This window comes from Pseudomonas pharyngis, assembly GCF_021602345.1.
Lineage (GTDB): Bacteria > Pseudomonadota > Gammaproteobacteria > Pseudomonadales > Pseudomonadaceae > Aquipseudomonas > Aquipseudomonas pharyngis.
The window spans coordinates 366,193-388,693 of record NZ_BQID01000001.1 but is presented as its reverse complement, the minus strand read 5'-3'; the positions used below and the strand labels follow the sequence as shown (position 1 = coordinate 388,693).

The window sequence follows — 22,501 nt, the reverse complement described above, 5'->3', positions numbered from 1 at the left end:
AGGTCAGAAAAGTCCCTGAAAATCCTTCAGGCAGTCGCCTCGACGGTGCCAATGAAGTTCGCCAGTTCCGGCGTCTGCGGATCGGCAAACAGCACTTTCGGGTCCCCTACCTCGTGCACCTTGCCCTGATGCATGAACACCAGTTTGTCCCCGACCTCCCGAGCGAAGCGCATTTCGTGGGTGACCATGATCAGGGTCATGCCTTCCTTCGCGAGCTGGCGGACCACGCTGAGCACTTCGTTGACCAGCTCCGGGTCCAGCGCCGAGGTGATCTCGTCGCACAGCAGCACCTTGGGCGACATCGCCAGCGCCCGGGCAATCGCCACGCGCTGTTGCTGACCGCCGGAGAGACGCTCCGGGAAGGCATCGAACTTCTCACCCAGACCCACACGTTCCAGCATCTGTCGCGCCAGTTCTTGTGCCTTGGCCTTGGGCACTTTCTGCACCACCTGCGGCGCGAGCATCACGTTTTCACCCACCGTCAGGTGCGGGAAAAGGTTGAACTGCTGAAACACCATGCCGACTTTCTGCCGCAGGCTGCGCAGGTCGGCGCGGGCGGCGTCGAGGTATTCGCCGTCAACTTCGATCACACCGTCGTTGATGGACTCCAGACCGTTGAGGGTGCGCAGCAGGGTGGACTTGCCTGAGCCGCTGCGGCCGATGATCGCCACCACCTGACCTTCCTCGACGCTCAGGTCGATGCCTTTGAGCACGTGGTGATCGCCGTAATATTTATGCAGGGCAGAAATTCTAAGCAGAGGCATGCAGTCTCCTTTCCAGGTAGCGCGCACTGAGGGACAGGGGGTAGCAGAGCAGGAAGTAGCCCAAGGCAACGAGGCCGTAGACCATGAACGGTTCGAAAGTGGCGTTGGCGAGCATGCCGCCGGTCTTGGTCAGCTCGGTGAAGCCGATGATCGAGGTCACCGCGGTTCCCTTGACCACTTGCACCGAGAAGCCCACGGTCGGCGCCACGGCAATCCGCAGCGCTTGCGGCAAGATCACGTAGCGCAGTTGCTCCAGCGGATTCAGCGCCAGGCTCGACGAAGCTTCCCACTGACCATTGGGAATCGCCTCGACGCAGCCGCGCCAGATCTCCGCCAGATAAGCACTGGTGAACAGGGTCAGGGCAATCGCCGCCGCCATCCACGGCGAAATTTCCACCCCGGCCAGGGCCACGCCGAAGAACACCAGAAACAGCTGCATCAACAGCGGTGTGCCCTGGAACAGTTCGATCCAGGTGCGGGCGATGCTGCTGGGCAGCGGGTTTTTCGAGATGCGCATGATCAGGATCAGCAACCCGACGATACCGCCGCCGATGAACGCCACCAGCGACAGCGCCAGCGTCCATTGCAGGCCGGTCAGCAGATTGCGCAGGATGTCCCAGAACGTGAAGTCGCTCATTGGCTGCTCCTTGCGCTGCTTTTAGACAGATAACGCCGACCGAGCCAGTTCAATAGCTGACGGATCAGCAGCGCCATGCACAGATAAATGAGGGTGGTCAGCGCATAGGTTTCAAAGGCGCGGAAGTTGCGCGACTGAATGAAGTTGGCGGCGAAGCTCAATTCTTCGGTGGCAATCTGCGAACACACCGCCGAACCGAGCATGACGATGATGATCTGGCTGCTCAGCGCCGGCCAGACCTTGCCCAGCGCCGGCAGCAGCACCACGTGACGAAACGCCTCGAAGCGGCTCATCGCCAATGCCGCCGCCGCTTCCAGTTGTCCGCGCGGGATCGCCTGGATGCCGGCGCGGATGATTTCGGTCGAGTACGCACCGAGATTGATCACCATCGCCAGCACCGCCGCCTGCCACTCGGAAATCTGCACGCCGAGGGACGGCAGGCCGAAGAAGATGAAGAACAACTGCACCAGAAACGGCGTGTTGCGGATCAACTCCACATACACGCCGAAGATCGCCGAGAACGGGCGGATGTTCCACGCCCGCACCAGCGCCCCGACGATGCCCACGCCAACCCCGAAGAGTGCGCCGATGGCCGTCAGCTCAAGGGTGAACAGCGCCCCGCGCAAGAGCAGGTCGGTGTTTTCCACCACCGGCAAAAAATCGAACTGATAGGCCATGAAGGTCTCCCGCGTCGCCGGTCAGAGGTCGGCCGGCAGCGGCTCTTTGAGCCAGGTCTGCGCGTTCTTTTCCAGCGCGCCGTCAGCCTTGGCGGTGGTCAGGATCTCGTTGACCTTGCCCAGCAGCGCCGGCTCGTTCTTGTTCACGCCGACGTAGACCGGCGAATCCTTGAGCTTCACTTTCAGCGCGGGTACGCGTTTGGGGTTCTTTTCACTGATCGCGACCATTACCACGTTGCCGCTGGCGATCAGGTCGACCTGACCTGCGAGGTAGGCGGCGATGGTCGAGTTGTTGTCTTCGAAGCGCTTGATGGTCACGCCTTCGGGGGCGACCTTGGTCAGCTCGATATCTTCGATGGCGCCACGGGTGACGCTGATGGTTTTGCCTTTGAGATCGTCGAGGGTGCTGACCGCTGCATCCGGCGGGCCGAACACGGCGAGGTAGAACGGCGCGTAGGCGCGGGAGAAATCGATGACCTTCTCGCGCTCGGGGTTCTTGCCGAGGCTGGAAATCACCAGGTCGACCTTGCCGGTGGTCAGGAACGGAATGCGGTTGGTGCTGTTGACCGGGGTCAGTTCGAGTTTGACCTTGAGCTGCTCGGCCAGCAGTTTCGCGGTGTCGATATCGAGGCCGCGCGGCTTCATGTCCGGGCCGACCGAACCGAACGGCGGGAAGTCCTGGGGCACGGCGACTTTCAAGGTGCCGCGCTTGACCACGTCATCCAGACCGTCGGCATGGGCGGGGGCCTGGCTCAGCATCAGACCGGCAAACAGGGCGGCGAGGAGGGCGCTGTAACGCTTCGTCATGGACAATCTCCGGATCGGCGGGAAGTGAATTCTGCGATCGGACAGAGCACGGGCCGTGCCAAGACAGGGGTTTGGCGTCGCAAAGCCACGGGTTTGGCGGGTTTGTTCGGTCTTACTGGTCTGAACAGTCAGGTCGGATTTCGCACTGCGATAGCGCATCGACGCGCACCGTCGAACCCCGCTGGGGCACGACTTGCCTGATGCCTCGAATAGCTTTACAACTGGCCGCACCTTGGCCTGGTCCGTCTGGAAAACCATGAACTCGATCTCCCGCGCCGTACCCGAAGTGGCGCTGCAAGCGATCCGCAAACTGATTACCGAGCAGGGCTTCGGCCCCGGCGATGCGTTGCCCTCGCAGCGGGATCTGGCGGTTCAGCTGGGCGTCAGCCGCGCGTCGTTGCGTGAGGCGTTGTCGTCCTTGAGTGCGCTGGGTGTGGTCAGCATTCAACCGGGCAAAGGCGTGTTCGTGCAGGCGCCGGTCGAGTTGCCTCGTGGCGAGGGCGCACCGGCCTGGCCGTTCGCCGCCCAGGCTTCGCCGCTGGAAATCTTTCAGTTGCGCTATGCGCTGGAAGGGTTTGCGGCCGGTTTGGCGGCCGTGACGTTGAGCACGTTTGATCTGGACGAACTGGAAGACAACGTCGCCGCCATGCGCGAGCAACTGCGCGCCGGCGACTTCGAGGCGGCGGCGAAACTGGATTTCGAATTCCACCGGCGGATCCTCCTGGCCAGCGGCAATCAGGCGATGCTGAGCATCCTCACCGCCAGCGCCGACATCTTTCTGGAGAGCCAGAAGCTACCGTTCATCCGCGCCGAGCGGGCCATGGAAACCTGGCAGGAACACCGCAAGATCCTCCGCGCCCTGGCCCGCCGGGCCTCCGCCGCCGCGCAGAAAGCCATGCAGGAGCACGTGCGCAACGCGGCCCTGCGCACCGGAATTTCCTTCATCGCCCCCGCCAGCGCGTGACTTGAGCTATACCCAAACTCATCGAGTGCCATAGCAAGACTCAATCATCTGCGGCTTCCTGAACAAGGGAAGGGCGGCTATGATGGGCCACGTTTTTTTGCTTACAACCTGGAGAATTCCATGAGCAGCGATCTGATCAAACACGTTAGCGACGCTAGCTTCGAAGCCGACGTACTCAAGGCCGAAGGCGCTGTCCTGGTCGACTACTGGGCTGAATGGTGCGGCCCTTGCAAAATGATCGCTCCGGTTCTGGACGAGATTGCAGAGACTTACAAAGGCAAGCTGACCGTCGCCAAGCTGAACATCGACGAAAACCAGGAAACCCCTGCCAAGCACGGCGTACGTGGTATTCCGACCCTGATGCTGTTCAAGAACGGCAACGTGGAAGCGACCAAGGTCGGCGCTCTGTCGAAGTCGCAACTGGCTGCTTTCCTCGACGCCAACATCTAAGCGTCGCGGTAAAGTCGTCCTCAAAAAGCCCCGCAAATTGCGGGGCTTTTTGCGTATTCAGGGCTAGACGCTCCGAAACTCAGGTGGTACATTCGGCCCCGCACTGGTTTCTCCACTGCCCCCTGCTAGCCGTCGCCGACGCACTCCTTTTCGAATAAGTACGCGATCCTGTCGCCTCTCCGCGGCGCGGCCTCATTAAGCCAAAAGCTTAATTTCCCCCCCCTCCATAAATGATTACGTCATTCCTATATGAATCTGACTGAACTCAAGCAAAAGCCGATTACCGAACTGCTCGAATTGGCCGAACAGATGGGCATAGAAAATATGGCCCGTTCGCGCAAGCAGGACGTGATTTTCTCCCTGCTGAAAAAGCACGCTAAAAGCGGTGAGGAAATCTCCGGTGATGGCGTGCTGGAGATTCTCCAGGACGGCTTCGGCTTCCTGCGCTCCGCTGACGCTTCCTACCTCGCCGGTCCTGACGACATCTACGTCTCGCCGAGCCAGATCCGCCGTTTCAACTTGCGCACCGGTGACACCATCGTTGGCAAGATCCGCCCTCCGAAGGAAGGCGAGCGTTATTTCGCCCTGCTCAAGGTCGACACGATCAACTTCGATCGTCCTGAGAACGCGAAGAACAAGATTCTCTTCGAGAACCTGACCCCGCTGTTCCCGACCGTGCGCATGAAGATGGAAGCCGGCAACGGTTCCACCGAAGACCTGACCGGTCGTGTGATCGACCTGTGCGCTCCGATCGGCAAAGGCCAGCGTGGTCTGATCGTTGCACCGCCGAAAGCCGGTAAAACGATCATGCTGCAGAACATCGCAGCGAACATCGCCCGTAACAACCCTGAAGTTCACCTGATCGTGCTGTTGATCGACGAGCGTCCGGAAGAAGTGACCGAAATGCAGCGCACCGTGCGCGGCGAAGTGGTTGCCTCGACCTTCGACGAGCCACCGACCCGTCACGTGCAAGTGGCTGAAATGGTGATCGAGAAGGCCAAGCGCCTGGTCGAACACAAGAAGGACGTGGTGATCCTGCTCGACTCCATCACCCGTCTGGCCCGTGCCTACAACACCGTGATCCCGAGCTCCGGCAAGGTGCTGACCGGTGGTGTCGATGCCCACGCCCTGGAGAAACCGAAGCGTTTCTTCGGCGCCGCGCGCAACATCGAAGAAGGCGGCTCGCTGACCATCATCGCCACTGCGCTGGTTGAAACCGGCTCGAAGATGGATGAAGTGATCTACGAAGAGTTCAAGGGCACCGGCAACATGGAACTGCCACTGGACCGTCGTATCGCCGAGAAGCGTGTGTTCCCGGCCATCAACATCAACAAGTCCGGTACTCGTCGTGAAGAGCTGCTGACTGCCGACGACGAACTGCAGCGTATGTGGATCCTGCGCAAACTGCTGCACCCGATGGACGAAGTGGCGGCCATCGAGTTCCTGGTCGACAAGCTGAAGACGACCAAGACCAACGACGAGTTCTTCCTGTCGATGAAGCGCAAGTAATACGCTGTTGTTTGAAAAAAGCGCCCCATAAGGGCGCTTTTTTTTTCGCGACGGATTATTTGTATCTGGATTGAAATGCACGTGGCTGATAACTTTCGCGCTTTCCAAGGACTCTGTATCCAGAAACGAGAAAGGTCATGCACACGTTTGGCAATCGCCGTGATATCGACGGATTACGAGCTCTGGCGGTTATTCCCGTCGTACTGTTTCATTTTGGATTCAGTACATTCAGTGGCGGCTTTGTCGGGGTTGACGTTTTTTTCGTCATTTCCGGCTTCCTGATCACAACGATCCTGTTCCGCGAAATCAGCGCTCAGCGCTTCAGCTTCATTGATTTCTGGGCACGCCGTGCCCGCCGCATCATTCCTGCCCTGAGCGTGGTCATGCTGGTGACGCTGGCATTGGGCTGGTTGCTGCTGACGGCCAAGGACTTCGCCGAACTCGGGCGAACAGTGCGCTATCAGTCGCTGTTCATCTCCAACATTCTGTTCATGCGCGAGGACGGCTACTTCCAGCCAGCCTCGGATCTGAAGCCGCTGCTGCATACCTGGTCGCTGGCGGTGGAAGAGCAGTACTACATCTTCTTTCCGCTGTTGATGGCGGTGCTGATCCGCTATTTCCGCCATTGGCGCTGGATGCTGTTCGCCGTGTTGCTGGTATCGTTCGGCTTGAACATCGCCAACATCGAACACAAGCCGGAATTCACCTTCTTCTCGCTGCCTACCCGGGCTTGGGAGTTGCTCTGCGGTGCGATGCTCGCGGTAATTCCGGCGCCGAAGCAGGCGGTGCGTCCGTGGTTGTATCAGGCCGTGGGGCTGGCCGGTCTGGCGGCAGTGCTGGTCGCGGTGTTCACTTTTGACAAATCCACCGTGTTTCCGGGCTGGGCAGCCTTGTTGCCGGTGTTGGGGACGACGGCGCTGATCTGGTCGGGCGCGCAAGGTGCGAGCCTCACCGGGCGGCTCTTGAGTCTGCGGCCGTTGGTCTGGGTCGGCTTGCTTTCGTATTCGCTCTATCTTTGGCATTGGCCGGTGTTTGTCTACGCCAACGCGATTTCCATCGATGGCATTCAGCCTGTTGAGGCAATCGGCTGGATAGCCTTGGCGCTGGGTCTGGCCTGGCTGAGTTTGCGCTATATCGAGCTGCCGTTTCGCGAAAAACGCTTGCTCGCCTCGCGTAATGCAGTGCTGGCGGGCGGTCTGGCCGCCATCGTTGCACTCGTGGCGACGGGGTCGGCGATCCGTTCCGCCGACGGTGTCCCTCAGCGTCTGACCGGTAAAGCGCTGGAGTATGCACAGTCCCGTGAGTGGCATGCAGGGCAGATGAAATGCATGCTGGTGACTCAGGATAAAGAGCTGGACAAGGCCTGTCTGGTGGGTGGCAACGAGGATGTTCCGGCCACTCAATTGTTTTGGGGCGACAGCCACGCCGCCGCCTTGCTGCCGGCCATCGAGAATAATGCCCGTCGCGAGGGGCGTCCGGTTTGGCTGTACAGCATGAGCGCGTGCCCGCCGATTCTCAGCGACGACCCGCGTCAGCGCTGCAAGGATTTCAACGAACAGACCATGGAACGTGTGCGCAGCCTCGGCATCAAGGATGTGGTGCTGGCGTCCAACTGGAGCCTTTACGTGTATGGCCGCGAAGACGGCGATAAGAAGGTGCTGCTCAATTCGCAAGACGATACCGTCCAGGCCGAGCAACGCATGGCCGCAGCGCTGAAGGCGCGAGTTGCCGCATTGAGGGCAACGGGGGCGCAAGTCTGGCTGTTCAAGGAGGTGCCGCTGCAACGCAAAGGCACCATCAACCGCTTGACCAGCCTGGCGCGGATCGGAAGGTCCGCCGAAGGGCTGGGTCGTCCGCTTGAGGAACATCTGGCGCGCCAGCATTTCCTCAGCAGCCTGTTCGACTCCATGAGCGCCGCTGATCCGGGTGTGCACGTGATCGATCCAACGCCGCTGATGTGCGGCAATGGCGTCTGCGGCATCGAGGTCAACGGCCATTCGCAGTACAAGGATGAGGATCATCTTTCGGACGCGGGGAGCTCCCGGCTGAGCCCGCTGTTTGCACCTCTGCTGCTGGGGACGAGCCACAATTGAGCGAGGCCTGATGCTGACGGGCTGCTGTTTGCCCGTCAGAGCAGGTAGGATGTACGCCTATTTTGAGGGTGCCATCGTCAATGAAATTCAAGGATCTTCGGGATTTCGTGCAGCAGCTTGAGCAGCGCGGAGAGTTGAAACGCATCCAGATTCCCGTTTCGCCGGTGCTGGAAATGACCGAGGTGTGCGACCGCACGCTGCGGGCCAAGGGCCCGGCGCTGCTGTTCGAGAAGCCGACCGGTTACGACATCCCGGTGCTCGGCAACCTGTTCGGCACGCCCGAGCGGGTGGCGATGGGCATGGGTGCCGAGTCGGTCAGCGAGCTGCGCGAAATCGGCAAGCTGCTGGCGTTCCTCAAGGAACCGGAGCCGCCGAAGGGCTTGAAGGACGCGTGGTCGAAGCTGCCGATCTTCCGCAAGATCATTGCGATGGCGCCGAAAGTCATCAAAGACGCGCCGTGCCAGGAAGTGGTCATCGAAGGCGATGACGTCGATCTGGCGATGCTGCCGGTGCAGACCTGCTGGCCGGGCGACGTGGCACCGCTGATCACCTGGGGCCTGACCGTCACCAAAGGTCCGAACAAGGATCGGCAGAACCTTGGCATCTACCGTCAGCAAGTGATTGGCCGCAACAAGGTCATCATGCGCTGGCTCAGCCATCGTGGCGGTGCGCTGGATTTCCGTGAGTGGTGCGAGAAGCATCCGGGCCAGCCGTTCCCGGTGTCCGTGGCCCTCGGTGCGGATCCGGCGACCATTCTCGGCGCGGTCACCCCGGTCCCGGACAGCCTCTCCGAATACGCCTTCGCCGGCCTGCTGCGTGACAGCCGCACGGAGCTGGTGAAGTGCCGCGGCAACGACCTGCAAGTGCCGGCCACTGCCGAAATCATCCTCGAAGGCGTGATCCATCCGGGCGAAATGGCCGATGAAGGCCCGTACGGCGACCACACCGGTTACTACAACGAAGTCGACAGCTTCCCGGTGTTCACCGTCGAGCGCATCACTCACCGGATCAATCCGATCTACCACAGCACCTACACCGGCCGTCCGCCGGATGAGCCGGCGATTCTCGGCGTGGCACTGAACGAAGTGTTCGTGCCGATCCTGCAGAAGCAGTTCCCGGAAATCACCGATTTCTACCTGCCGCCGGAAGGCTGCTCGTACCGCATGGCCGTGGTGACGATGAAGAAGTCGTATCCGGGCCACGCCAAGCGCGTGATGCTGGGTGTCTGGTCGTTTTTGCGACAGTTCATGTACACCAAGTTCGTTATCGTCACCGACGACGACATCAACGCGCGGGACTGGAACGACGTGATCTGGGCCATCACCACGCGCATGGACCCCAAGCGCGACACAGTGATGATCGACAACACGCCGATCGATTACCTCGACTTCGCCTCGCCGGTGTCGGGACTCGGCTCGAAGATGGGCCTGGACGCCACCCACAAATGGCCGGGCGAAACCACTCGCGAGTGGGGCCGCGTCATCGTCAAGGATGACGCCGTCACCCAACGGATCGATGCCATCTGGAATCAGTTAGGAATAGATTGATGCGTGTAACCCTGCAGCCCTCCGGAGCGGTGCTCGAGATACGGCCCGGAGAGCGGATTCTCGATGGTGCGCGGCGCCTGGGCTACGAATGCCCACAAAGCTGCCGCAACGGCAATTGCCATGTGTGTGCGGCGCTGCTGGTGGAAGGCCGGGTCGAACAGGCCGGCAAGGTGCACGACCACGGCGAGTTCTACACTTGCATAGCGGAGCCGCTGGAAGACTGCATCGTGCTGTGGGATGGCGTGCTCGCGCTGGGAGAACTGCCGGTGCGCAGCGTGTCGTGTCAGGTCATCGAATGCCGGGACGTCGGTGGCGATACCTTTCGTGTGCGGCTGCGGGCGCCGGCCGGCAAGCCGCCGCGCTACCACGCTGGCCAGTATTTGATGATCGAGCGCGAGAACGGCGAGAAGTCGGCGTTCTCCATGGCTTCGGCGCCCCACGGCGGTCGCGATCTGGAAATCCATGTGCTGGCGCGCGAATCCAGTGCGCTGAGCCTGATTGATCAGCTCAAGCGCAACCCGATGGTGCGGGTCGAGCTGCCGTTCGGCGACACTCACCTGGCGGAACTGCCGGACGGGCCGCTGGTGCTGATCGCCGCTGGCACCGGTATGGGCCAGATCCACAGCCTGATCGAACATTGCCGGGCCAGCGGCTTCAAGCATCCGGTGCACTTGTACTGGGGCGTGCGTCGTCCGGAAGACTTCTATGAAATCGAACATTGGGACGAATGGCTGAAATTGCCCAATCTGTTCCTGCACAAAGTCGTCAGTGACCAGTGCGGCTGGGAAGGGCGTTGCGGGATGTTGCACGAAGCCGTCTGCGAGGATTTCCCCGATTTGAAGCCGCTGCACGTCTATGCCAGCGGCTCGCCGGCCATGGTCTACGGCACGCTGGATGCGCTGGTGGAAGCGGGGATGGACGCTCATCAGATGCGCGCGGATGTATTCGCTTACGCGCCCCGCTCATAAGTTCGTTATAACTCTCCATATAGCCGATCGGTATTTATGTAATTGCATAAATGCCGGTAGGTTATATATCCATTGGGCAATCAATTAAGAACTGTGCCATGGCACTCAAATTGCCTTAAAACATATGTGCCTTATTGTTACAGCGGTGCGTTCTATTAAGTAATTCTTCACCCGCGGGGAGCTGAACGCTATTCGCCATGAGCGCCATTGAAAACGCTTTTCTGAACCTGGCTTACCCTCCGCGGCTCGATCTTGGGCCGCAGCTGACGCACGAACAACTTCTCGCTTCCATGCAATCGACCATGGCACGCCACAAGGGCGGGCCGGTGTGGCTGTTCGCCTACGGTTCGCTGATCTGGCGGCCGGAATGCACAGCCGTGGAGCGGGTGCGTGGGCGCGTGCATGGCTATCACCGTGGCTTGTACCTGTGGTCCCACGAGCATCGCGGCACGCCGGAAATGCCCGGTCTGGTCTTTGGTCTGGATCGTGGCGGCTCGTGCAGCGGCTTCGCATACCGGTTGCCGGAAGACAATCTGGACAGCGCGCTGTATGCATTATGGAAGCGCGAAATGCCGTTCCCGTCCTATCGGCCACACTGGCTCAACTGCCGACTCGAAGATGGCAGCCAGGTTCAGGCGCTGGGATTCGTGTTGGAGCGACACCTGCCCAGCTATGCCGGCAACTTGCCGGATCATGTGCTGAGCCAGGTGTTCGAAAGCGCTTGCGGGCGGTACGGCACGACTCGCGATTATGTCGAGCAGACCGCTCACGCCCTGCGCAGCCACGCCATGCCAGACCGGAATCTGGAGGCGCGGCTCAAGCGCTGTAAGTCAAAAGCCGATCAGGCGACTGCTTCGCGGCTCTGACTGGCGACTTGCTTGTGCCACAGGGTCGGGGCCAGGAAGGCCATCGACAGCAGGCAAGCGCCCACCAGCAGCACGAAACCGCCATCCCAGCCGAAATGGTCCACGGTGTAGCCCATCGCAGCACTGGCCGCGACCGAACCACCCAGATACCCGAACAGACCGGTGAAGCCCGCAGCGGTGCCGGCGGCTTTCTTCGGCGCCAGTTCCAGCGCCTGCAGACCGATCAGCATCACCGGGCCATAGATCAGGAAGCCGATGGAGAACAGCGCGATCATGTCGACGGTCGGGTTGCCGGCCGGGTTCAGCCAGTACACCAGCGTCGCGACGGTCACCAGTGCCATGAACACCATACCGGTCAGGCCACGGTTGCCACGGAAGATCTTGTCCGACATCCAGCCGCACAGCAGCGTGCCCGGAATCCCCGCCCACTCGTAGAAGAAATAGGCCCACGAGGTTTTATCCACGGTAAAACCCTTGGCTTCTTTCAGGTAGGTCGGCGCCCAGTCCAGCACGCCGTAGCGCAGCAGGTAGACGAAGACGTTGGCCATGGCGATGTACCAGAGCATTTTGTTGCGCAGCACGTATTTGACGAAGATTTCCTTGGCGCTGAATTCGTCTTCGTGGCTGGCGTCGTAGCCTTCCGGGTAGTCGTTCTTGTACTTCTCGATCGGCGGCAGGCCGACCGATTGCGGGGTGTCACGCATGGTCACGAAAGCGAACACCGCTACTGCCAGAGCCACGGCGGCCGGGACGTAGAACGCTGCGTGCCAGTCGTTGAACAGGCCCATGCCGATCAGGAACAGCGGGCCGATCAGACCGCCACCGACGTTATGCGCCACGTTCCACACCGACACCACGCCGCCACGTTCCTTCTGCGACCACCAGTGCACCATCGTGCGTCCGCTCGGCGGCCAGCCCATGCCTTGGGCCCAACCGTTGATGAACAGCAGGATGAACATCATGGTCACGCTGGAGGTTGCCCAAGGCGCGAAACCGAAAATGAACATCACCCCGGCCGAGACCAGCAGGCCGAACGGCAGGAAGTAACGCGGGTTGGAGCGGTCGGACACCAGGCCCATGAGGAACTTGGACAGACCGTACGCGATGGCGATTGCTGACATCGCCAGGCCCAGGTCGCCACGGCTGTAGCCTTCGTCGATCAGGTACGGCATTGCCAGCGAGAAGTTCTTGCGCAACAGGTAATAACCCGCATAGCCAAAGAAGATGCCGGCGAAGATCTGCCAACGCAGGCGTCGGTAGGTGCTGTCGATTTTTTCTTCAGGCAATGGAGCCTGATGTGCGGCAGGACGAAAGAAAGCAAACATTCAAGAGCTCCAGATTTCTTGTTTTGACTGCGGATGCGAATGTTACAGTTTCGTTACCGAAAATAGCACCGCTTCCCATCGGCAAAACAGTGGAAATGTTGGATGTCGCGCGTTCCTTTATGAACATGTCGCTCAGATATAAGTGCAGGGCGTTGTGGGAAAGGTTACCTCGGCGTCTTCCTGCGGGGTTCCAGTGCGTTGTAGGGCAGAACTCGAGGAAATGTCCTGCTTCCAACGCAGAAGCGACGACGTTCTGTTTTGGGTGGCGGCACCTTAACCTTTTCGCAGATGCCTGATCGGGCATTCGGGTCGCAAGGGGAGGGGTTATGCCGTGGTGTGTGTTGTTGATTTTGCTGTTGGTGGCCGCCAGTTCCAGGGCGGCTGAAGTGTTCTTGATTCCGGAACATAATCCGAAACCCATCTACCCGCCGGGACTGCAACGGGCCGGGTTTACCGGAGGAGTCAAAGTAAGCTTCATCGTCAGTGCGGACGGCGCAGTGAGTAAGGTCGGAATTTTGAAAAGCGATCATGCCGAACTGTCCGATGCGGTGAAAAACGCTCTGACGCAATGGCGCTTTAAACCGTGGACTGTTGAAGGAGAGCGCCCGCCAGAACAGGAAATCATCGCGCCGATGACGTTCGGATTCGATTCTCCTGACGGCTTGAACCTGTGGCTAAAAGATCTCAAATGTCGTGAGTTCAACAGTTTGCTGGCGCATTACCCAAAACATTCCTGGATGGATGCTGCACCGTTTCATTACGTGCGCGGCTATCTGGCAAGTACGTTTTTCCAGAGGCAGATCCCAATGGAGCAACGTTTGGCGATGATAGCCAAAATGAACAAGCGTGTTCCCGGCATTGTGATGCGTTGCCAAAAGAGTCCAGGTCTTAAGTACGTAACCCTTCTGCCGGAAGACATTCGTAAGGTTTTATGAGAACAGCGCATGCCTGTCTGGTCAGGTGTATGACCAGACAGCTTTTTCTGTTTAGCGCACGCTGACTACCACCTTGCCCACGGCCTTGCGCTGCCCGAGATCATTGATCGCCTGCGCGGCATTGCCCAGCGGATAGACCTGCGACACCAGCGGCTTGAGCTTGCCCTCGGCAAACCAGCCGAACAATTGCTGGAAATTCGCCGCGTTGTCCTGCGGCTGGCGCTGGGCGAAGGAGCCCCAGAAAACGCCGAGCACCGCCGCCCCCTTGAGCAGGGCGAGGTTGACCGGCAGTTCGGGAATGCGTCCGCTGGCGAAGCCGACCACCAGCAGGCGGCCGTTCCAGGCGATGGCGCGGATGGCCTGGTCGAACAGGTCGCCGCCGACAGGGTCGTAGATCACATCCGCGCCCTGGCCGTCGGTCAGGCGCTTGATCTCGTCCTTGAGGCTGGTTTCGCTGTAGTTGATCAGTTCGTCGGCACCGGCAGCCTTGGCCACCGAGAGTTTTTCCGCGCTGCTGGCGGCGGCGATCACCCGGGCGCCCATGGCTTTGCCGATTTCCACGGCGGCCAGGCCAACGCCGCCGGAGGCGCCGAGTACCAGCAGGGTTTCGCCCGGTTGCAGATTGCCGCGCTGCTTGAGGGCGTGCATCGACGTGCCGTAGGTCATGCTGAAGGCGGCGGCGGTGTTGAAATCCATCGATGGCGGGATCGGCAGCACGTTGTAGCCCGGCACCGCGACCTGCTCGGCGAAGCTGCCCCAGCCGGTCAGGGCCATGACCCGGTCACCGACTTTCAGGTGACTGACCTTTTCCCCCACCGCGCTGACCACGCCGGAGGCTTCGCCACCCGGCGAGAACGGGAAGGGCGGCTTGAACTGGTACTTGCCCTCGATGATCAGCGTGTCCGGGAAGTTGACCCCGGCGGCGTGCACGTCCAGCAGGATTTCATTCTTCTTGGCGACAGGACTGGCGACGTCTTCCAGCACCAGCGATTCGGCAGGGCCGAAGGCTTTGCACAGCACGGCTTTCATCAGGGCTATTCCTTTGGGAGTGATGGCCGATAAGTGTAGGTGTGGCAGTCAACGGGTCAACGAGCATGCCCGGCCCTGATAGTCCGCCATAAGCTTGTGCTTGCGCGGCGGGTCGTTATGCTAGGCCGCAAACCGGATAAGGAGCGAATTGTGAAAGCGTGGATCATGTTGTTGCTGGCCCTGTCTCTGCCTGTGGCAGCGCTGGCCGAAGAAGCCAAAGAGGGCGAGGCGCCGAAGGTCAACTACATCACCCTGAGCCCGCCGTTCGTGGGCAACTACGGGCTCGATGGCACTCCGAAGCTCAAGGTCTACAAGGCCGACGTGGCACTGCGGGTGACTGGCGAAGAGGCGACCAAACTGGTCAAGGCCAACGAGCCGCTGATCCGCAATCAACTGGTGGCGCTGTTCACTCAGCAGACCACCGATGCGATGGGCAGCATCGAGGGCAAGGAAAAATTGCGTCAGGAAGCCTTGAAACAGACCCAGCAAGTGATGAATGACGAGACCGGCAAGCCGGTGGTTGAAGACCTGTTGTTCAATAACCTGATCATTCAGTAAGGCATTCGTTGTCCGGGCGGGCCTCATCGCTGGCAAGTCGAATCGTCGCACCGCAGCTCCCACAGGGATTTTTAGTGAACACATTATTTGTGACCACCAGAAATACCTGTGGGAGCGGGCTTGCCCGCGAAGGCATTTTGTCAGGCGAAGGATGATTCAGGATTTGAGCGCGATCACCGCCGCCCACTGCTCGGCCGTCACCGGCATCACCGACAGCCGCGAACCCTTTTGCACCAGCGGCATCTCGGCCAGCGCGGTCTGCTGCTTCAGATAATCCAGCTTCAAGACTCGGTTGAATGTCTCTACGTGGGCGACATCGATCGCGCTCCAGGCGTTTTTCTCCGGCGTGGCTTTCGGGTCGAAGTAATGGCTTTCCGGTTCCAGTGCGGTGGGATCCGGGTACGCCGCTTCGATTATTTTGCCGATTCCGGCAATGCCCGGCTCCGGGCAGCTGGAATGGTAGAAAAAGAACTCGTCCCCCACCGCCATGGCGCGCAGGAAATTGCGTGCCTGATAGTTGCGAACCCCGTCCCAGCGCGCTTTGCCGAGCTTTTCCAGGCCCTTGATCGAGAGCTCGTCGGGCTCGGATTTCATCAGCCAGTAGGCCATGGTGTGTGCTCCTCAAGCGGTCATTGGGCAGGTTGTCCGGCAATTTTATGACAAACCGACGGTCGGTTGACGTCAGCATTTGCGCGACGGTTCACGTTGTCGCAAAATGCCGGCCTTTAAAGCTTGACGCTGCTGCACGGCCTACGAATGGAAACCGCTGCTGTCATCGTGATGATGTGCCTTGAGGGGGGCAATCGATGAAACGCAAACCGGATTTGCTGTGGACTTTGGTAATTTTGTTCGGTCTGGGCGTCGTGACCACCGGTTATGCGCAAAGTCTGTGGGCCAACAAGGCCGATGCACCGATTGAAGTGGCGCAACAAGTACAACAGTCGACAGCTTTCAAGCGCTGAAACTGCCTTTTCGACGCCGCTGATCCGCGCGGCGTCTATCCTGCGAAATACCACGCCTTGTCTGTCACCGTTCCCTGCAACGGTACATCCCAGCTCGCTTGCGCGAGACGTTCGACTTTCTGACATTCATGGGCCAGGCCCAATAGCGTCGGCTTGCGCCAGTTCTGGCGTCGGGCCAGATAGGCCAGGCTACGGTCGTAGAATCCGCCGCCCATGCCCAAGCGCCCGCCGACATCGTCGAATCCCACCAGTGGCAACAACACCAGATCCAGTGCCCAGACCTTGCGCTGACGGGCCAGATTGGCGCGCGGCTCAAGAATGCGGAAACGGTTGGGTTTGAGCTTTTCGCCGGGGCGGATCTGCTGAAAGACCATTTTGGTTCGTGGCCAGGCACTGAGCACCGGCAGGTAGGTTTTCTTGCCGCGACGCTGGGCAGCGCGCAGCAACAGGCGCGGGTCGATTTCACCGTCGGTGGGCAGGTACAGGGAAATGTGTCTCGCCCGGCGAAAGTGCGGGTCTTGTGCCAGTTGCCTGTACAGACCTTCGGCGGCCTGGCGCTGCTCGCTTCGCGTCAACGAGCGACGGGCCTTGCGCAGCAGGCGGCGCAGTTGGGGGCGGGGCAGCAACGCGGGTTCGGTCATGGTTCGGCTTCGGCAGGGTGGGGACGAAAACGTACGCATAAAAAATCCGATGCCGGCATGCACCGGCATCGGATTCGAATCAGGCTCCCCGGATGAGCCGCTGTCGACTTAGCCCTTGAACCCGAGAGTTCAAGGTGGAGGATGCAGTAGGCTTTAAGGCTTTCCGTCTGGCGGACATGCACACCAGCCCAACGTGCAACCCCCAGGGTAGTGCAAATCGGCTCAGGGACATCGTCAACTGGCAAGCACCCCAGGGAGTGCGGCGAGTATAACTCAAGCGGCCTGGCGAATCAGCCCTTGGTGACGTCCGGATCGGTCGCCAGCACCAGATCGACACGATCGAGCAAGTCACGCACCTGTTCACGGGTCGAACCGCTGGCCTGGATGTCCGGGCGCTCTTCTTTGTGCAAGAGGTCGTGGGTGATGTTCAGCGCGGCCATCACGGCGATGCGGTCGGCGCCGATGACTTTGCCGCTGCTGCGGATCTCGCGCATCTTGCCGTCCAGGTAGCGGGCGGCGCTGATCAGATTGCTGCGCTCTTCCTGGGGGCAGATGATCGAATACTCTTTGTCGAGGATCTGCACGGTAACGCTATTGCTTGAACTCATGAGTCTTGCTCCAGGGCCTTGAGGCGCGAAATCATCGATTCGACCTTACGCCGGGCGATTTCGTTTTTTTCAATGAGGTGCGCGCGTTCCTCGCGCCAGGTCTTTTCCTGAGCAAGTAAGAGTGCATTTTGACTCTTTAGTTGCTCGACTCGGGTAATCAGCAGTTCGAGTCTGGCCATCAGCGCTTGCAGGTCGGTGTCTTCCATTGTGTCCACTGGTTCGGTCTGATGGGTTTGGCTGGCGGACAGCCTTTAATGGTCTTGGCGAGTCTGTCGATGTAGGATACAAGGCCTTCATTCTAGACATAGCGCCGTCTGGCGCCTAGCTGCCCATGCCCATTCAGAATTCCCCGTACCAAGGCTTTGCCACGCTGCTGAAATCCAGCGGTCATTCCGTTTCGCCTGCCGAACTGCACGGCCTGTTGCTGGGGCGCAGTTGCGCTGGCGCCGGCTTCAATGCCGAAGAGTGGCTGATCGATGCCGCCGAGCTGCTCGAAAGCGAGCCGCAGGACAACGTCCGCAACGCGCTGATCGGTCTGCAGGAGATGGTCAAGAGCGAACTCACCGGCGACGACGTCACCGTGGTTCTGCTGTTGCCGAACGATGACACGCCTCTGGCCGAGCGTGCCGCCGCGCTGGGCGAATGGTGCCAGGGCTTCCTCACCGGGTTCGGCCTGAACTGCCGCGACAGCAGCATGCTGAGCACCGAGGCCACCGAAGTGTTGCAGGATCTTGCAGCGATCTCCCAGGTGCAAGACGCACTGGAAGAATCCGAAGACGGCGAAAGCGACTATATGGAAGTCATGGAGTACCTGCGTGTCGCTCCGCTGCTGCTGTTCTCCGAAACCAAAAAGGCCGACGTGCCGCCAGCGGCCAAGCCGTCGCTGCACTGATCGCGTGCCAGGGAAAGCCATCTGCCCATGATCCATATCCCGAAAGCGGAATACGCCCGGCGCCGCAAGGCGCTGATGGCGCAGATGGAACCCAACAGTATCGCGATCCTGCCGGCGGCGGCGGTCGCCATCCGCAACCGCGACGTCGAGCACGTCTATCGCCAGGACAGCGACTTCCAGTACCTCAGCGGTTTCCCCGAGCCACAGGCGGTCATCGTCCTGATGCCCGGTCGCGAACACGGCGAGTACGTGCTGTTCTGCCGTGAACGCAACGCCGAACGGGAACTCTGGGACGGCCTGCGCGCTGGCCAGGAAGGCGCGATCCGCGATTTCGGCGCCGATGACGCTTTCCCCATCACCGACATCGACGACATCCTGCCGGGCCTGATCGAAGGCCGCGACCGGGTGTATTCGGCCATGGGCAGCAACCCGGAATTCGACCGCCATCTGATGGACTGGATCAACGTGATCCGCTCCAAGGCGCACCTCGGCGCCCAGCCGCCGAACGAATTCGTTGCCCTGGATCACCTGCTGCACGACATGCGCCTGTATAAATCGGCGGCAGAAGTGAAGGTGATGCGCGAGGCCGCGCGGATTTCCGCCCAGGCTCACATCCGGGCGATGCAGGCCAGTCGTGCCGGGCTGTACGAGTACAGCCTCGAAGCCGAACTGGATTACGAGTTCCGCAAGGGCGGGGCGAAGATGCCGGCTTATGGTTCGATCGTCGCTGCCGGGCGCAACAGCTGCATCCTGCATTACCAGCAGAATGACGCGTTGCTCAAGGACGGCGATCTGGTGCTGATCGACGCCGGTTGCGAGATCGACTGCTACGCCAGCGACATCACCCGCACCTGGCCGGTCAACGGCAAGTTTTCCGCCGAGCAGAAAGCGATCTACGAACTGGTGCTGGCCTCGCAGGAAGCGGCATTCGCCGAAATCGCTCCTAACAAACACTGGAACCAGGCGCACGAAGCCACGGTTCGGGTCATCACCACCGGGCTGGTGAAGCTGGGGCTGTTGCAGGGCGAAGTCGACGAATTGATCGCCTCCGAGGCCTACAAGGCGTTTTACATGCACCGCGCCGGCCACTGGCTCGGGATGGATGTGCATGACGTCGGCGAATACAAGGTCGGCGGCGAATGGCGGGTGCTGGAAGTCGGCATGGCGCTGACCGTGGAGCCGGGCATCTACATCGCCCCGGACAATCAGAACGTAGCGAAGAAATGGCGCGGCATTGGCGTGCGCATCGAGGACGACGTGGTAGTGACCAAGAGCGGTTGTGAAATCCTGACCGGCGGCGTGCCGAAAACCGTCGCCGAGATCGAAGCCCTGATGGCGCAAGCACGGACCTGCGCGGCATGAGTCGGGTCAATCTGGCAATCATCGGTGGTGGTCTGGTCGGCGCCAGTCTGGCGTTGGCCTTGCAGGCCGGGGCCAAGGCCCGTGGCTGGAAGATCGTGCTGATCGAACCGTTCGCCCCCGGTGACACCTGGCAGCCAAGCTATGACGCGCGCTCCTCGGCGCTGTCTTTCGGTTCGCGGCAGATTTATCAGCGGCTGGGCGTGTGGCAGGAAATTTCCCGTCGCGCCGAGCCGATCAAGCAGATTCATGTGTCCGACCGTGGTCGTTTCTCCACTGCTCGCCTGTCGGCGATGGAAGAGGGCGTCCCGGCGCTCGGCTATGTGGTGGAAAACGCCTGGCTCGGCCAGTGCCTGTGGCAGCACCTCGACAAAGACGTGATCAGTTGGCGCTGCCCGGCGGAAGTTTCCCGCATGGAGCCGCTGCCCGACGGCTATCGGCTGACCCTCAACGATGAAACCACGGTCGAATGCGATCTGGCGGTGCTCGCCGATGGCGGCCGTTCCGGTCTGCGCGAGCAACTGGGCATCAACGTGCGCAAGCGCCCGTACAACCAGAGCGCGCTGATCGCCAACATCACCCCGAGCGAAGCGCACAACGGCATGGCCTTCGAGCGCTTCACCGACGAAGGCCCGATGGCCCTGTTGCCGCTGCCGGAAAACCGCTGCGCGCTGGTCTGGACCCGTCTGGGCATGGACGCGCAACGGCTGGCTGACTTGAGCGAACGGGATTTCCTCAGTGAGCTGCAAGGCGTATTCGGTTACCGCCTCGGCACCCTGAAACAGGTCGGCGCGCGACATTTGTATCCGCTCGCGCTGGTGGAGGCCGAAGAGCAGGTGCGCTCGCATCTGGCCGTCCTCGGCAACGCCGCCCACAGCCTGCACCCAATTGCCGGGCAGGGTTTCAACCTGTCCCTGCGCGATGCCGATGCCTTGGCCGCCGCGCTGCTGGCCAGCGACAAACCGCTGGGGGATTTCGCCACGTTGCAGGCCTATCGCGAGCGTCAGCGTCTCGATCAGGACCTCACCGTCGGCTTCTCCGATCAGGTCACGCGCCTGTTCGGCAGTACTCAGCCGCTGGTGTCGCTGGGGCGCAACATCGGCCTGCTCGGCCTTGATCTGCTGCCGCCGGCCAAACGCTGGTTCGCCCGTCAGGCCATGGGGCTGGGGACGCGGCCGGATGCGTGAGTGGCTGATCAGACGGTTTGGCAAGGCGCGGCTGATGCGCTGGATCATGACGCTCTACCCGCCTTACTTTGGCGCCGGTGTCCGGGTGCAGCACATCAGCGATGACTTTCGTGACATCCGTGTCTCGATGGGCCTGGGCTGGTACAACCGCAATTACGTCGGCACCCAGTTTGGCGGCAGTCTGTATTCGATGGTCGACCCGTTCTTCATGTTGATGCTCATGGAGAATCTCGGCTCGAAGTACATTGTCTGGGACAAGGCCGCCGACATCGATTTCATATCGCCGGGCAAAGGCCCGGTGTTCGCCCGGTTCAACATCGACGACACCCTGCTCGACGAGATCCGTCGGCAGACCGCCAGTGGCGAGAAATACCTGCCGCAGTTGCAGGTCGACATTCATGACGGCGCCGGCAACCTGGTGGCGCGGGTCGGTAAAACCCTTTACGTGCGGCTCAAGCCGCCAGCGAGACAGGCTTAAAGCATGGAAATGCGCGCGGATGTGCTGATTGTCGGAGCCGGAATGGTCGGCAGTGCCCTGGCGCTGGCGTTGCAGGGCAGCGGGCTGGAAGTCCTGCTGCTCGACGGCAGCCCGTTGAGCGTCAAACCCTTCGACGGCGATGCGCCGTTCGAGCCGCGGGTGAGCGCGCTGTCGGCGGCCAGCCAGCGGATCCTCGATCGCCTCGGCGTGTGGGACGGCATCGTCAACCGACGCAGCAGCCCTTACACCGACATGCACGTCTGGGACGGCAGCGGCACCGGCCAGATTCACTTCTCGGCCAGCAGCGTGCACGCCGAGGTGCTCGGCCACATTGTCGAAAACCGCGTGGTCCAGGATGCCTTGCTCGACCGTTTGCATGATTGCGACCTGGGTCTGCTGGCCAACGCGCGGCTGGAGCAGATGCGCCGGTCCGGTGACGACTGGCTGCTGACCCTGGCCGACGGCCGCACCTTGCGCGCGCCGCTGGTGATCGCGGCGGACGGCGCCAACTCCGCCGTGCGCCGTCTGACCGGCGTCGCCACCCGCGAATGGGACTACTTGCACCACGCCATCGTCACCAGCGTGCGCAGCAGCAAGCCGCACCGCATGACCGCGTGGCAGCGTTTTACCGATCACGGGCCGCTGGCGTTTCTGCCGCTGGGGCGTGGCGGGCAGCAGGACTGGTGCTCGATCGTCTGGTCGACCACGCCGAGCGAAGCCGAACGGCTGATGGCGCTGGATGAGGCGGATTTCTGCCGCGAGCTGGAGCGCGCGTTCGAAGGTTGCCTCGGCGAGGTCATCAGCGCCGACCCGCGCCTGTGTGTGCCGTTGCGTCAACGCCACGCCAAACGCTACGTGGCCGAAGGCCTGGCGCTGATCGGCGATGCCGCGCACACCATTCACCCGTTGGCGGGGCAGGGCGTGAATCTCGGCTTCCTTGACGCCGCGGTGCTGGCCGAAGTCTTGTTGCAGGCCAACGAACGCGGCGAACGCCTGGCGGACGTGAAAGTCCTGAGCCGCTACGAACGCCGGCGCATGCCGCACAATCTGGCGCTGATGGCGGCGATGGAAGGCTTCGAGCGGCTGTTCCAGGCCGATCCGCTGCCGCTGCGCTGGCTGCGCAACACCGGACTGAAAATCGTCGAGCAGATGCCTGAGGCCAAGGCGTTGTTCGTGCGTGAAGCATTGGGTCTGACCGGCGACTTGCCGGCCTTGGCCAAGGCCTGACAAATGTTGTGCAACATC

At 61.1% G+C, this 22,501-nt stretch carries 25 protein-coding genes and 1 other RNA gene; 15 read left to right on the top strand and 11 right to left on the bottom strand.

All coding sequences use genetic code 11. The features are described 5' to 3' along the window. Positions 1-26: 26 nt before the first annotated feature. The 4 genes from L6D74_RS01795 to L6D74_RS01780 are packed head-to-tail and all read right to left on the bottom strand — an operon-like array spanning position 27 to position 2,885. A complete protein-coding gene (locus L6D74_RS01795; RefSeq protein ID WP_064600296.1) occupies positions 27-764 on the bottom strand; it encodes an amino acid ABC transporter ATP-binding protein in 738 nt (245 codons plus the stop codon). Next, positions 751-1,401, bottom strand: coding sequence for an amino acid ABC transporter permease (locus tag L6D74_RS01790; RefSeq protein ID WP_007951832.1), 651 nt, complete (start codon positions 1,399-1,401; stop codon positions 751-753). The genes L6D74_RS01795 and L6D74_RS01790 overlap by 14 nt, the downstream gene beginning before the upstream one ends. Further along, positions 1,398-2,078, bottom strand: a complete 681-nt coding sequence (locus L6D74_RS01785; RefSeq protein ID WP_039765327.1) for an amino acid ABC transporter permease — start codon at positions 2,076-2,078, stop codon at positions 1,398-1,400. The genes L6D74_RS01790 and L6D74_RS01785 overlap by 4 nt, the downstream gene beginning before the upstream one ends. Positions 2,079-2,099: 21 nt before the next feature. After that, positions 2,100-2,885, bottom strand: a complete 786-nt coding sequence (locus L6D74_RS01780; protein ID WP_011336488.1) for a transporter substrate-binding domain-containing protein — start codon at positions 2,883-2,885, stop codon at positions 2,100-2,102. Positions 2,886-3,141: 256 nt separating this feature from the next. Here L6D74_RS01780 and L6D74_RS01775 point away from each other — a divergent pair, with 256 nt between their 5' ends. From L6D74_RS01775 to L6D74_RS01745, 7 genes are all read left to right on the top strand, one after another. Continuing rightward, on the top strand, positions 3,142-3,849 hold the full coding sequence (locus L6D74_RS01775; protein WP_007951828.1) for a FadR/GntR family transcriptional regulator: 708 nt from the start codon (positions 3,142-3,144) through the stop codon (positions 3,847-3,849). A 120-nt stretch (positions 3,850-3,969) separates the two neighbouring features. Next, a complete protein-coding gene (gene trxA / locus L6D74_RS01770) occupies positions 3,970-4,299 on the top strand; it encodes a thioredoxin TrxA (protein ID WP_003206727.1) in 330 nt (109 codons plus the stop codon). A 249-nt stretch (positions 4,300-4,548) separates the two neighbouring features. Beyond that, positions 4,549-5,808, top strand: coding sequence for a transcription termination factor Rho (gene rho, locus L6D74_RS01765; protein WP_011336486.1), 1,260 nt, complete (start codon positions 4,549-4,551; stop codon positions 5,806-5,808). Between the two features lie 137 nt (positions 5,809-5,945). After that, positions 5,946-7,901 carry an acyltransferase family protein gene (locus L6D74_RS01760; protein ID WP_064600293.1) on the top strand — a complete coding sequence of 652 codons (1,956 nt, stop codon included), beginning with the start codon at positions 5,946-5,948 and terminating at the stop codon, positions 7,899-7,901. A gap of 80 nt (positions 7,902-7,981) precedes the next feature. Next, the gene (gene ubiD / locus L6D74_RS01755) at positions 7,982-9,448 is read left to right on the top strand and encodes a 4-hydroxy-3-polyprenylbenzoate decarboxylase (protein WP_064600291.1); all 1,467 of its coding nucleotides are present in this window, start codon (positions 7,982-7,984) and stop codon (positions 9,446-9,448) included. Next, a complete protein-coding gene (locus L6D74_RS01750) occupies positions 9,448-10,416 on the top strand; it encodes a CDP-6-deoxy-delta-3,4-glucoseen reductase (protein WP_236187547.1) in 969 nt (322 codons plus the stop codon). The genes ubiD and L6D74_RS01750 overlap by 1 nt, the downstream gene beginning before the upstream one ends. A 197-nt stretch (positions 10,417-10,613) precedes the next feature. After that, on the top strand, positions 10,614-11,282 hold the full coding sequence (locus L6D74_RS01745; protein WP_039765337.1) for a gamma-glutamylcyclotransferase: 669 nt from the start codon (positions 10,614-10,616) through the stop codon (positions 11,280-11,282). Here the strand turns inward: L6D74_RS01745 and glpT are convergent. After that, complete coding sequence (glpT, locus tag L6D74_RS01740) at positions 11,258-12,607, bottom strand: glycerol-3-phosphate transporter (RefSeq protein WP_007951819.1); 1,350 nt, start codon at positions 12,605-12,607, stop codon at positions 11,258-11,260. The genes L6D74_RS01745 and glpT overlap by 25 nt on opposite strands. A gap of 326 nt (positions 12,608-12,933) precedes the next feature. Here glpT and L6D74_RS01735 point away from each other — a divergent pair, with 326 nt between their 5' ends. Beyond that, positions 12,934-13,542 (top strand): energy transducer TonB, encoded by a 609-nt coding sequence (locus L6D74_RS01735; protein WP_236187546.1) that lies wholly within the window; start codon positions 12,934-12,936, stop codon positions 13,540-13,542. Positions 13,543-13,593: 51 nt separating this feature from the next. Here L6D74_RS01735 and L6D74_RS01730 read toward each other — a convergent pair whose 3' ends face one another. Further along, positions 13,594-14,571 (bottom strand): NADPH:quinone oxidoreductase family protein, encoded by a 978-nt coding sequence (locus tag L6D74_RS01730; RefSeq protein WP_085647022.1) that lies wholly within the window; start codon positions 14,569-14,571, stop codon positions 13,594-13,596. Between the two features lie 150 nt (positions 14,572-14,721). Between L6D74_RS01730 and L6D74_RS01725 the strand changes: the two genes are divergently transcribed. Then, positions 14,722-15,129: a flagellar basal body-associated protein FliL gene (locus L6D74_RS01725; RefSeq protein ID WP_007951814.1), complete on the top strand. Its 408-nt coding sequence runs from the start codon at positions 14,722-14,724 to the stop codon at positions 15,127-15,129. Positions 15,130-15,285: 156 nt separating this feature from the next. On the opposite strand, the gene L6D74_RS01720 is transcribed toward L6D74_RS01725, so the two are convergent. After that, on the bottom strand, positions 15,286-15,738 hold the full coding sequence (locus L6D74_RS01720; RefSeq protein WP_236187545.1) for an EVE domain-containing protein: 453 nt from the start codon (positions 15,736-15,738) through the stop codon (positions 15,286-15,288). A gap of 197 nt (positions 15,739-15,935) precedes the next feature. Here L6D74_RS01720 and L6D74_RS01715 point away from each other — a divergent pair, with 197 nt between their 5' ends. Continuing rightward, entirely contained in the window at positions 15,936-16,091 is a 156-nt protein-coding gene (locus L6D74_RS01715) for a hypothetical protein (RefSeq protein ID WP_007911192.1), read from the top strand. Between the two features lie 35 nt (positions 16,092-16,126). Here L6D74_RS01715 and L6D74_RS01710 read toward each other — a convergent pair whose 3' ends face one another. The 4 genes from L6D74_RS01710 to L6D74_RS01695 all read right to left on the bottom strand — a co-directional run bounded on the left by L6D74_RS01710 (position 16,127) and on the right by L6D74_RS01695 (position 17,546). Beyond that, positions 16,127-16,732 carry a 5-formyltetrahydrofolate cyclo-ligase gene (locus L6D74_RS01710; RefSeq protein ID WP_064600281.1) on the bottom strand — a complete coding sequence of 202 codons (606 nt, stop codon included), beginning with the start codon at positions 16,730-16,732 and terminating at the stop codon, positions 16,127-16,129. 81 nt (positions 16,733-16,813) lie between these two features. Beyond that, positions 16,814-16,992, bottom strand: a non-coding RNA gene (gene ssrS / locus L6D74_RS01705) — 6S RNA. A gap of 30 nt (positions 16,993-17,022) precedes the next feature. Beyond that, the gene (locus tag L6D74_RS01700; protein ID WP_039765346.1) at positions 17,023-17,340 is read right to left on the bottom strand and encodes a cell division protein ZapA; all 318 of its coding nucleotides are present in this window, start codon (positions 17,338-17,340) and stop codon (positions 17,023-17,025) included. Beyond that, a complete protein-coding gene (locus tag L6D74_RS01695) occupies positions 17,337-17,546 on the bottom strand; it encodes a TIGR02449 family protein (RefSeq protein WP_007940359.1) in 210 nt (69 codons plus the stop codon). Before L6D74_RS01695 ends, L6D74_RS01700 begins: the two co-directional genes overlap by 4 nt. A 125-nt stretch (positions 17,547-17,671) precedes the next feature. On the opposite strand from L6D74_RS01695, the gene L6D74_RS01690 reads away from it, so the two are divergent. The 5 genes from L6D74_RS01690 to L6D74_RS01670 are packed head-to-tail and all read left to right on the top strand — an operon-like array spanning position 17,672 to position 22,483. Continuing rightward, the gene (locus tag L6D74_RS01690) at positions 17,672-18,232 is read left to right on the top strand and encodes a YecA/YgfB family protein (protein WP_085647021.1); all 561 of its coding nucleotides are present in this window, start codon (positions 17,672-17,674) and stop codon (positions 18,230-18,232) included. 27 nt (positions 18,233-18,259) lie between these two features. Further along, a complete protein-coding gene (pepP, locus tag L6D74_RS01685; RefSeq protein WP_039765352.1) occupies positions 18,260-19,594 on the top strand; it encodes a Xaa-Pro aminopeptidase in 1,335 nt (444 codons plus the stop codon). After that, positions 19,591-20,778: a 2-octaprenyl-6-methoxyphenyl hydroxylase gene (gene ubiH / locus L6D74_RS01680; protein ID WP_064600276.1), complete on the top strand. Its 1,188-nt coding sequence runs from the start codon at positions 19,591-19,593 to the stop codon at positions 20,776-20,778. Before pepP ends, ubiH begins: the two co-directional genes overlap by 4 nt. Further along, positions 20,771-21,256 carry a DUF4442 domain-containing protein gene (locus L6D74_RS01675; RefSeq protein ID WP_103385897.1) on the top strand — a complete coding sequence of 162 codons (486 nt, stop codon included), beginning with the start codon at positions 20,771-20,773 and terminating at the stop codon, positions 21,254-21,256. Before ubiH ends, L6D74_RS01675 begins: the two co-directional genes overlap by 8 nt. Before the next feature lie 9 nt (positions 21,257-21,265). Beyond that, a complete protein-coding gene (locus L6D74_RS01670) occupies positions 21,266-22,483 on the top strand; it encodes a 2-octaprenyl-3-methyl-6-methoxy-1,4-benzoquinol hydroxylase (protein ID WP_236187693.1) in 1,218 nt (405 codons plus the stop codon). The last annotated feature ends 18 nt before the right edge of the window (positions 22,484-22,501 follow it).

Bases quoted from the DNA above. Each gene is read 5' to 3' on its own strand.
- L6D74_RS01795 (WP_064600296.1), bottom strand. From the start codon at position 764: ATGCCTCTGCTTAGAATTTCTGCCCTGCATAAATATTACGGCGATCAC.
- L6D74_RS01790 (WP_007951832.1), bottom strand. From the start codon at position 1,401: ATGAGCGACTTCACGTTCTGGGACATCCTGCGCAATCTGCTGACCGGC.
- L6D74_RS01785 (WP_039765327.1), bottom strand. From the start codon at position 2,078: ATGGCCTATCAGTTCGATTTTTTGCCGGTGGTGGAAAACACCGACCTG.
- L6D74_RS01780 (WP_011336488.1), bottom strand. From the start codon at position 2,885: ATGACGAAGCGTTACAGCGCCCTCCTCGCCGCCCTGTTTGCCGGTCTG.
- L6D74_RS01775 (WP_007951828.1), top strand. From the start codon at position 3,142: ATGAACTCGATCTCCCGCGCCGTACCCGAAGTGGCGCTGCAAGCGATC.
- trxA (WP_003206727.1), top strand. From the start codon at position 3,970: ATGAGCAGCGATCTGATCAAACACGTTAGCGACGCTAGCTTCGAAGCC.
- rho (WP_011336486.1), top strand. From the start codon at position 4,549: ATGAATCTGACTGAACTCAAGCAAAAGCCGATTACCGAACTGCTCGAA.
- L6D74_RS01760 (WP_064600293.1), top strand. From the start codon at position 5,946: ATGCACACGTTTGGCAATCGCCGTGATATCGACGGATTACGAGCTCTG.
- ubiD (WP_064600291.1), top strand. From the start codon at position 7,982: ATGAAATTCAAGGATCTTCGGGATTTCGTGCAGCAGCTTGAGCAGCGC.
- L6D74_RS01750 (WP_236187547.1), top strand. From the start codon at position 9,448: ATGCGTGTAACCCTGCAGCCCTCCGGAGCGGTGCTCGAGATACGGCCC.
- L6D74_RS01745 (WP_039765337.1), top strand. From the start codon at position 10,614: ATGAGCGCCATTGAAAACGCTTTTCTGAACCTGGCTTACCCTCCGCGG.
- glpT (WP_007951819.1), bottom strand. From the start codon at position 12,607: ATGTTTGCTTTCTTTCGTCCTGCCGCACATCAGGCTCCATTGCCTGAA.
- L6D74_RS01735 (WP_236187546.1), top strand. From the start codon at position 12,934: ATGCCGTGGTGTGTGTTGTTGATTTTGCTGTTGGTGGCCGCCAGTTCC.
- L6D74_RS01730 (WP_085647022.1), bottom strand. From the start codon at position 14,571: ATGAAAGCCGTGCTGTGCAAAGCCTTCGGCCCTGCCGAATCGCTGGTG.
- L6D74_RS01720 (WP_236187545.1), bottom strand. From the start codon at position 15,738: ATGGCCTACTGGCTGATGAAATCCGAGCCCGACGAGCTCTCGATCAAG.
- L6D74_RS01715 (WP_007911192.1), top strand. From the start codon at position 15,936: ATGAAACGCAAACCGGATTTGCTGTGGACTTTGGTAATTTTGTTCGGT.
- L6D74_RS01710 (WP_064600281.1), bottom strand. From the start codon at position 16,732: ATGACCGAACCCGCGTTGCTGCCCCGCCCCCAACTGCGCCGCCTGCTG.
- L6D74_RS01700 (WP_039765346.1), bottom strand. From the start codon at position 17,340: ATGAGTTCAAGCAATAGCGTTACCGTGCAGATCCTCGACAAAGAGTAT.
- L6D74_RS01695 (WP_007940359.1), bottom strand. From the start codon at position 17,546: ATGGAAGACACCGACCTGCAAGCGCTGATGGCCAGACTCGAACTGCTG.
- L6D74_RS01690 (WP_085647021.1), top strand. From the start codon at position 17,672: ATGCCCATTCAGAATTCCCCGTACCAAGGCTTTGCCACGCTGCTGAAA.
- pepP (WP_039765352.1), top strand. From the start codon at position 18,260: ATGATCCATATCCCGAAAGCGGAATACGCCCGGCGCCGCAAGGCGCTG.
- ubiH (WP_064600276.1), top strand. From the start codon at position 19,591: ATGAGTCGGGTCAATCTGGCAATCATCGGTGGTGGTCTGGTCGGCGCC.
- L6D74_RS01675 (WP_103385897.1), top strand. From the start codon at position 20,771: ATGCGTGAGTGGCTGATCAGACGGTTTGGCAAGGCGCGGCTGATGCGC.
- L6D74_RS01670 (WP_236187693.1), top strand. From the start codon at position 21,266: ATGCGCGCGGATGTGCTGATTGTCGGAGCCGGAATGGTCGGCAGTGCC.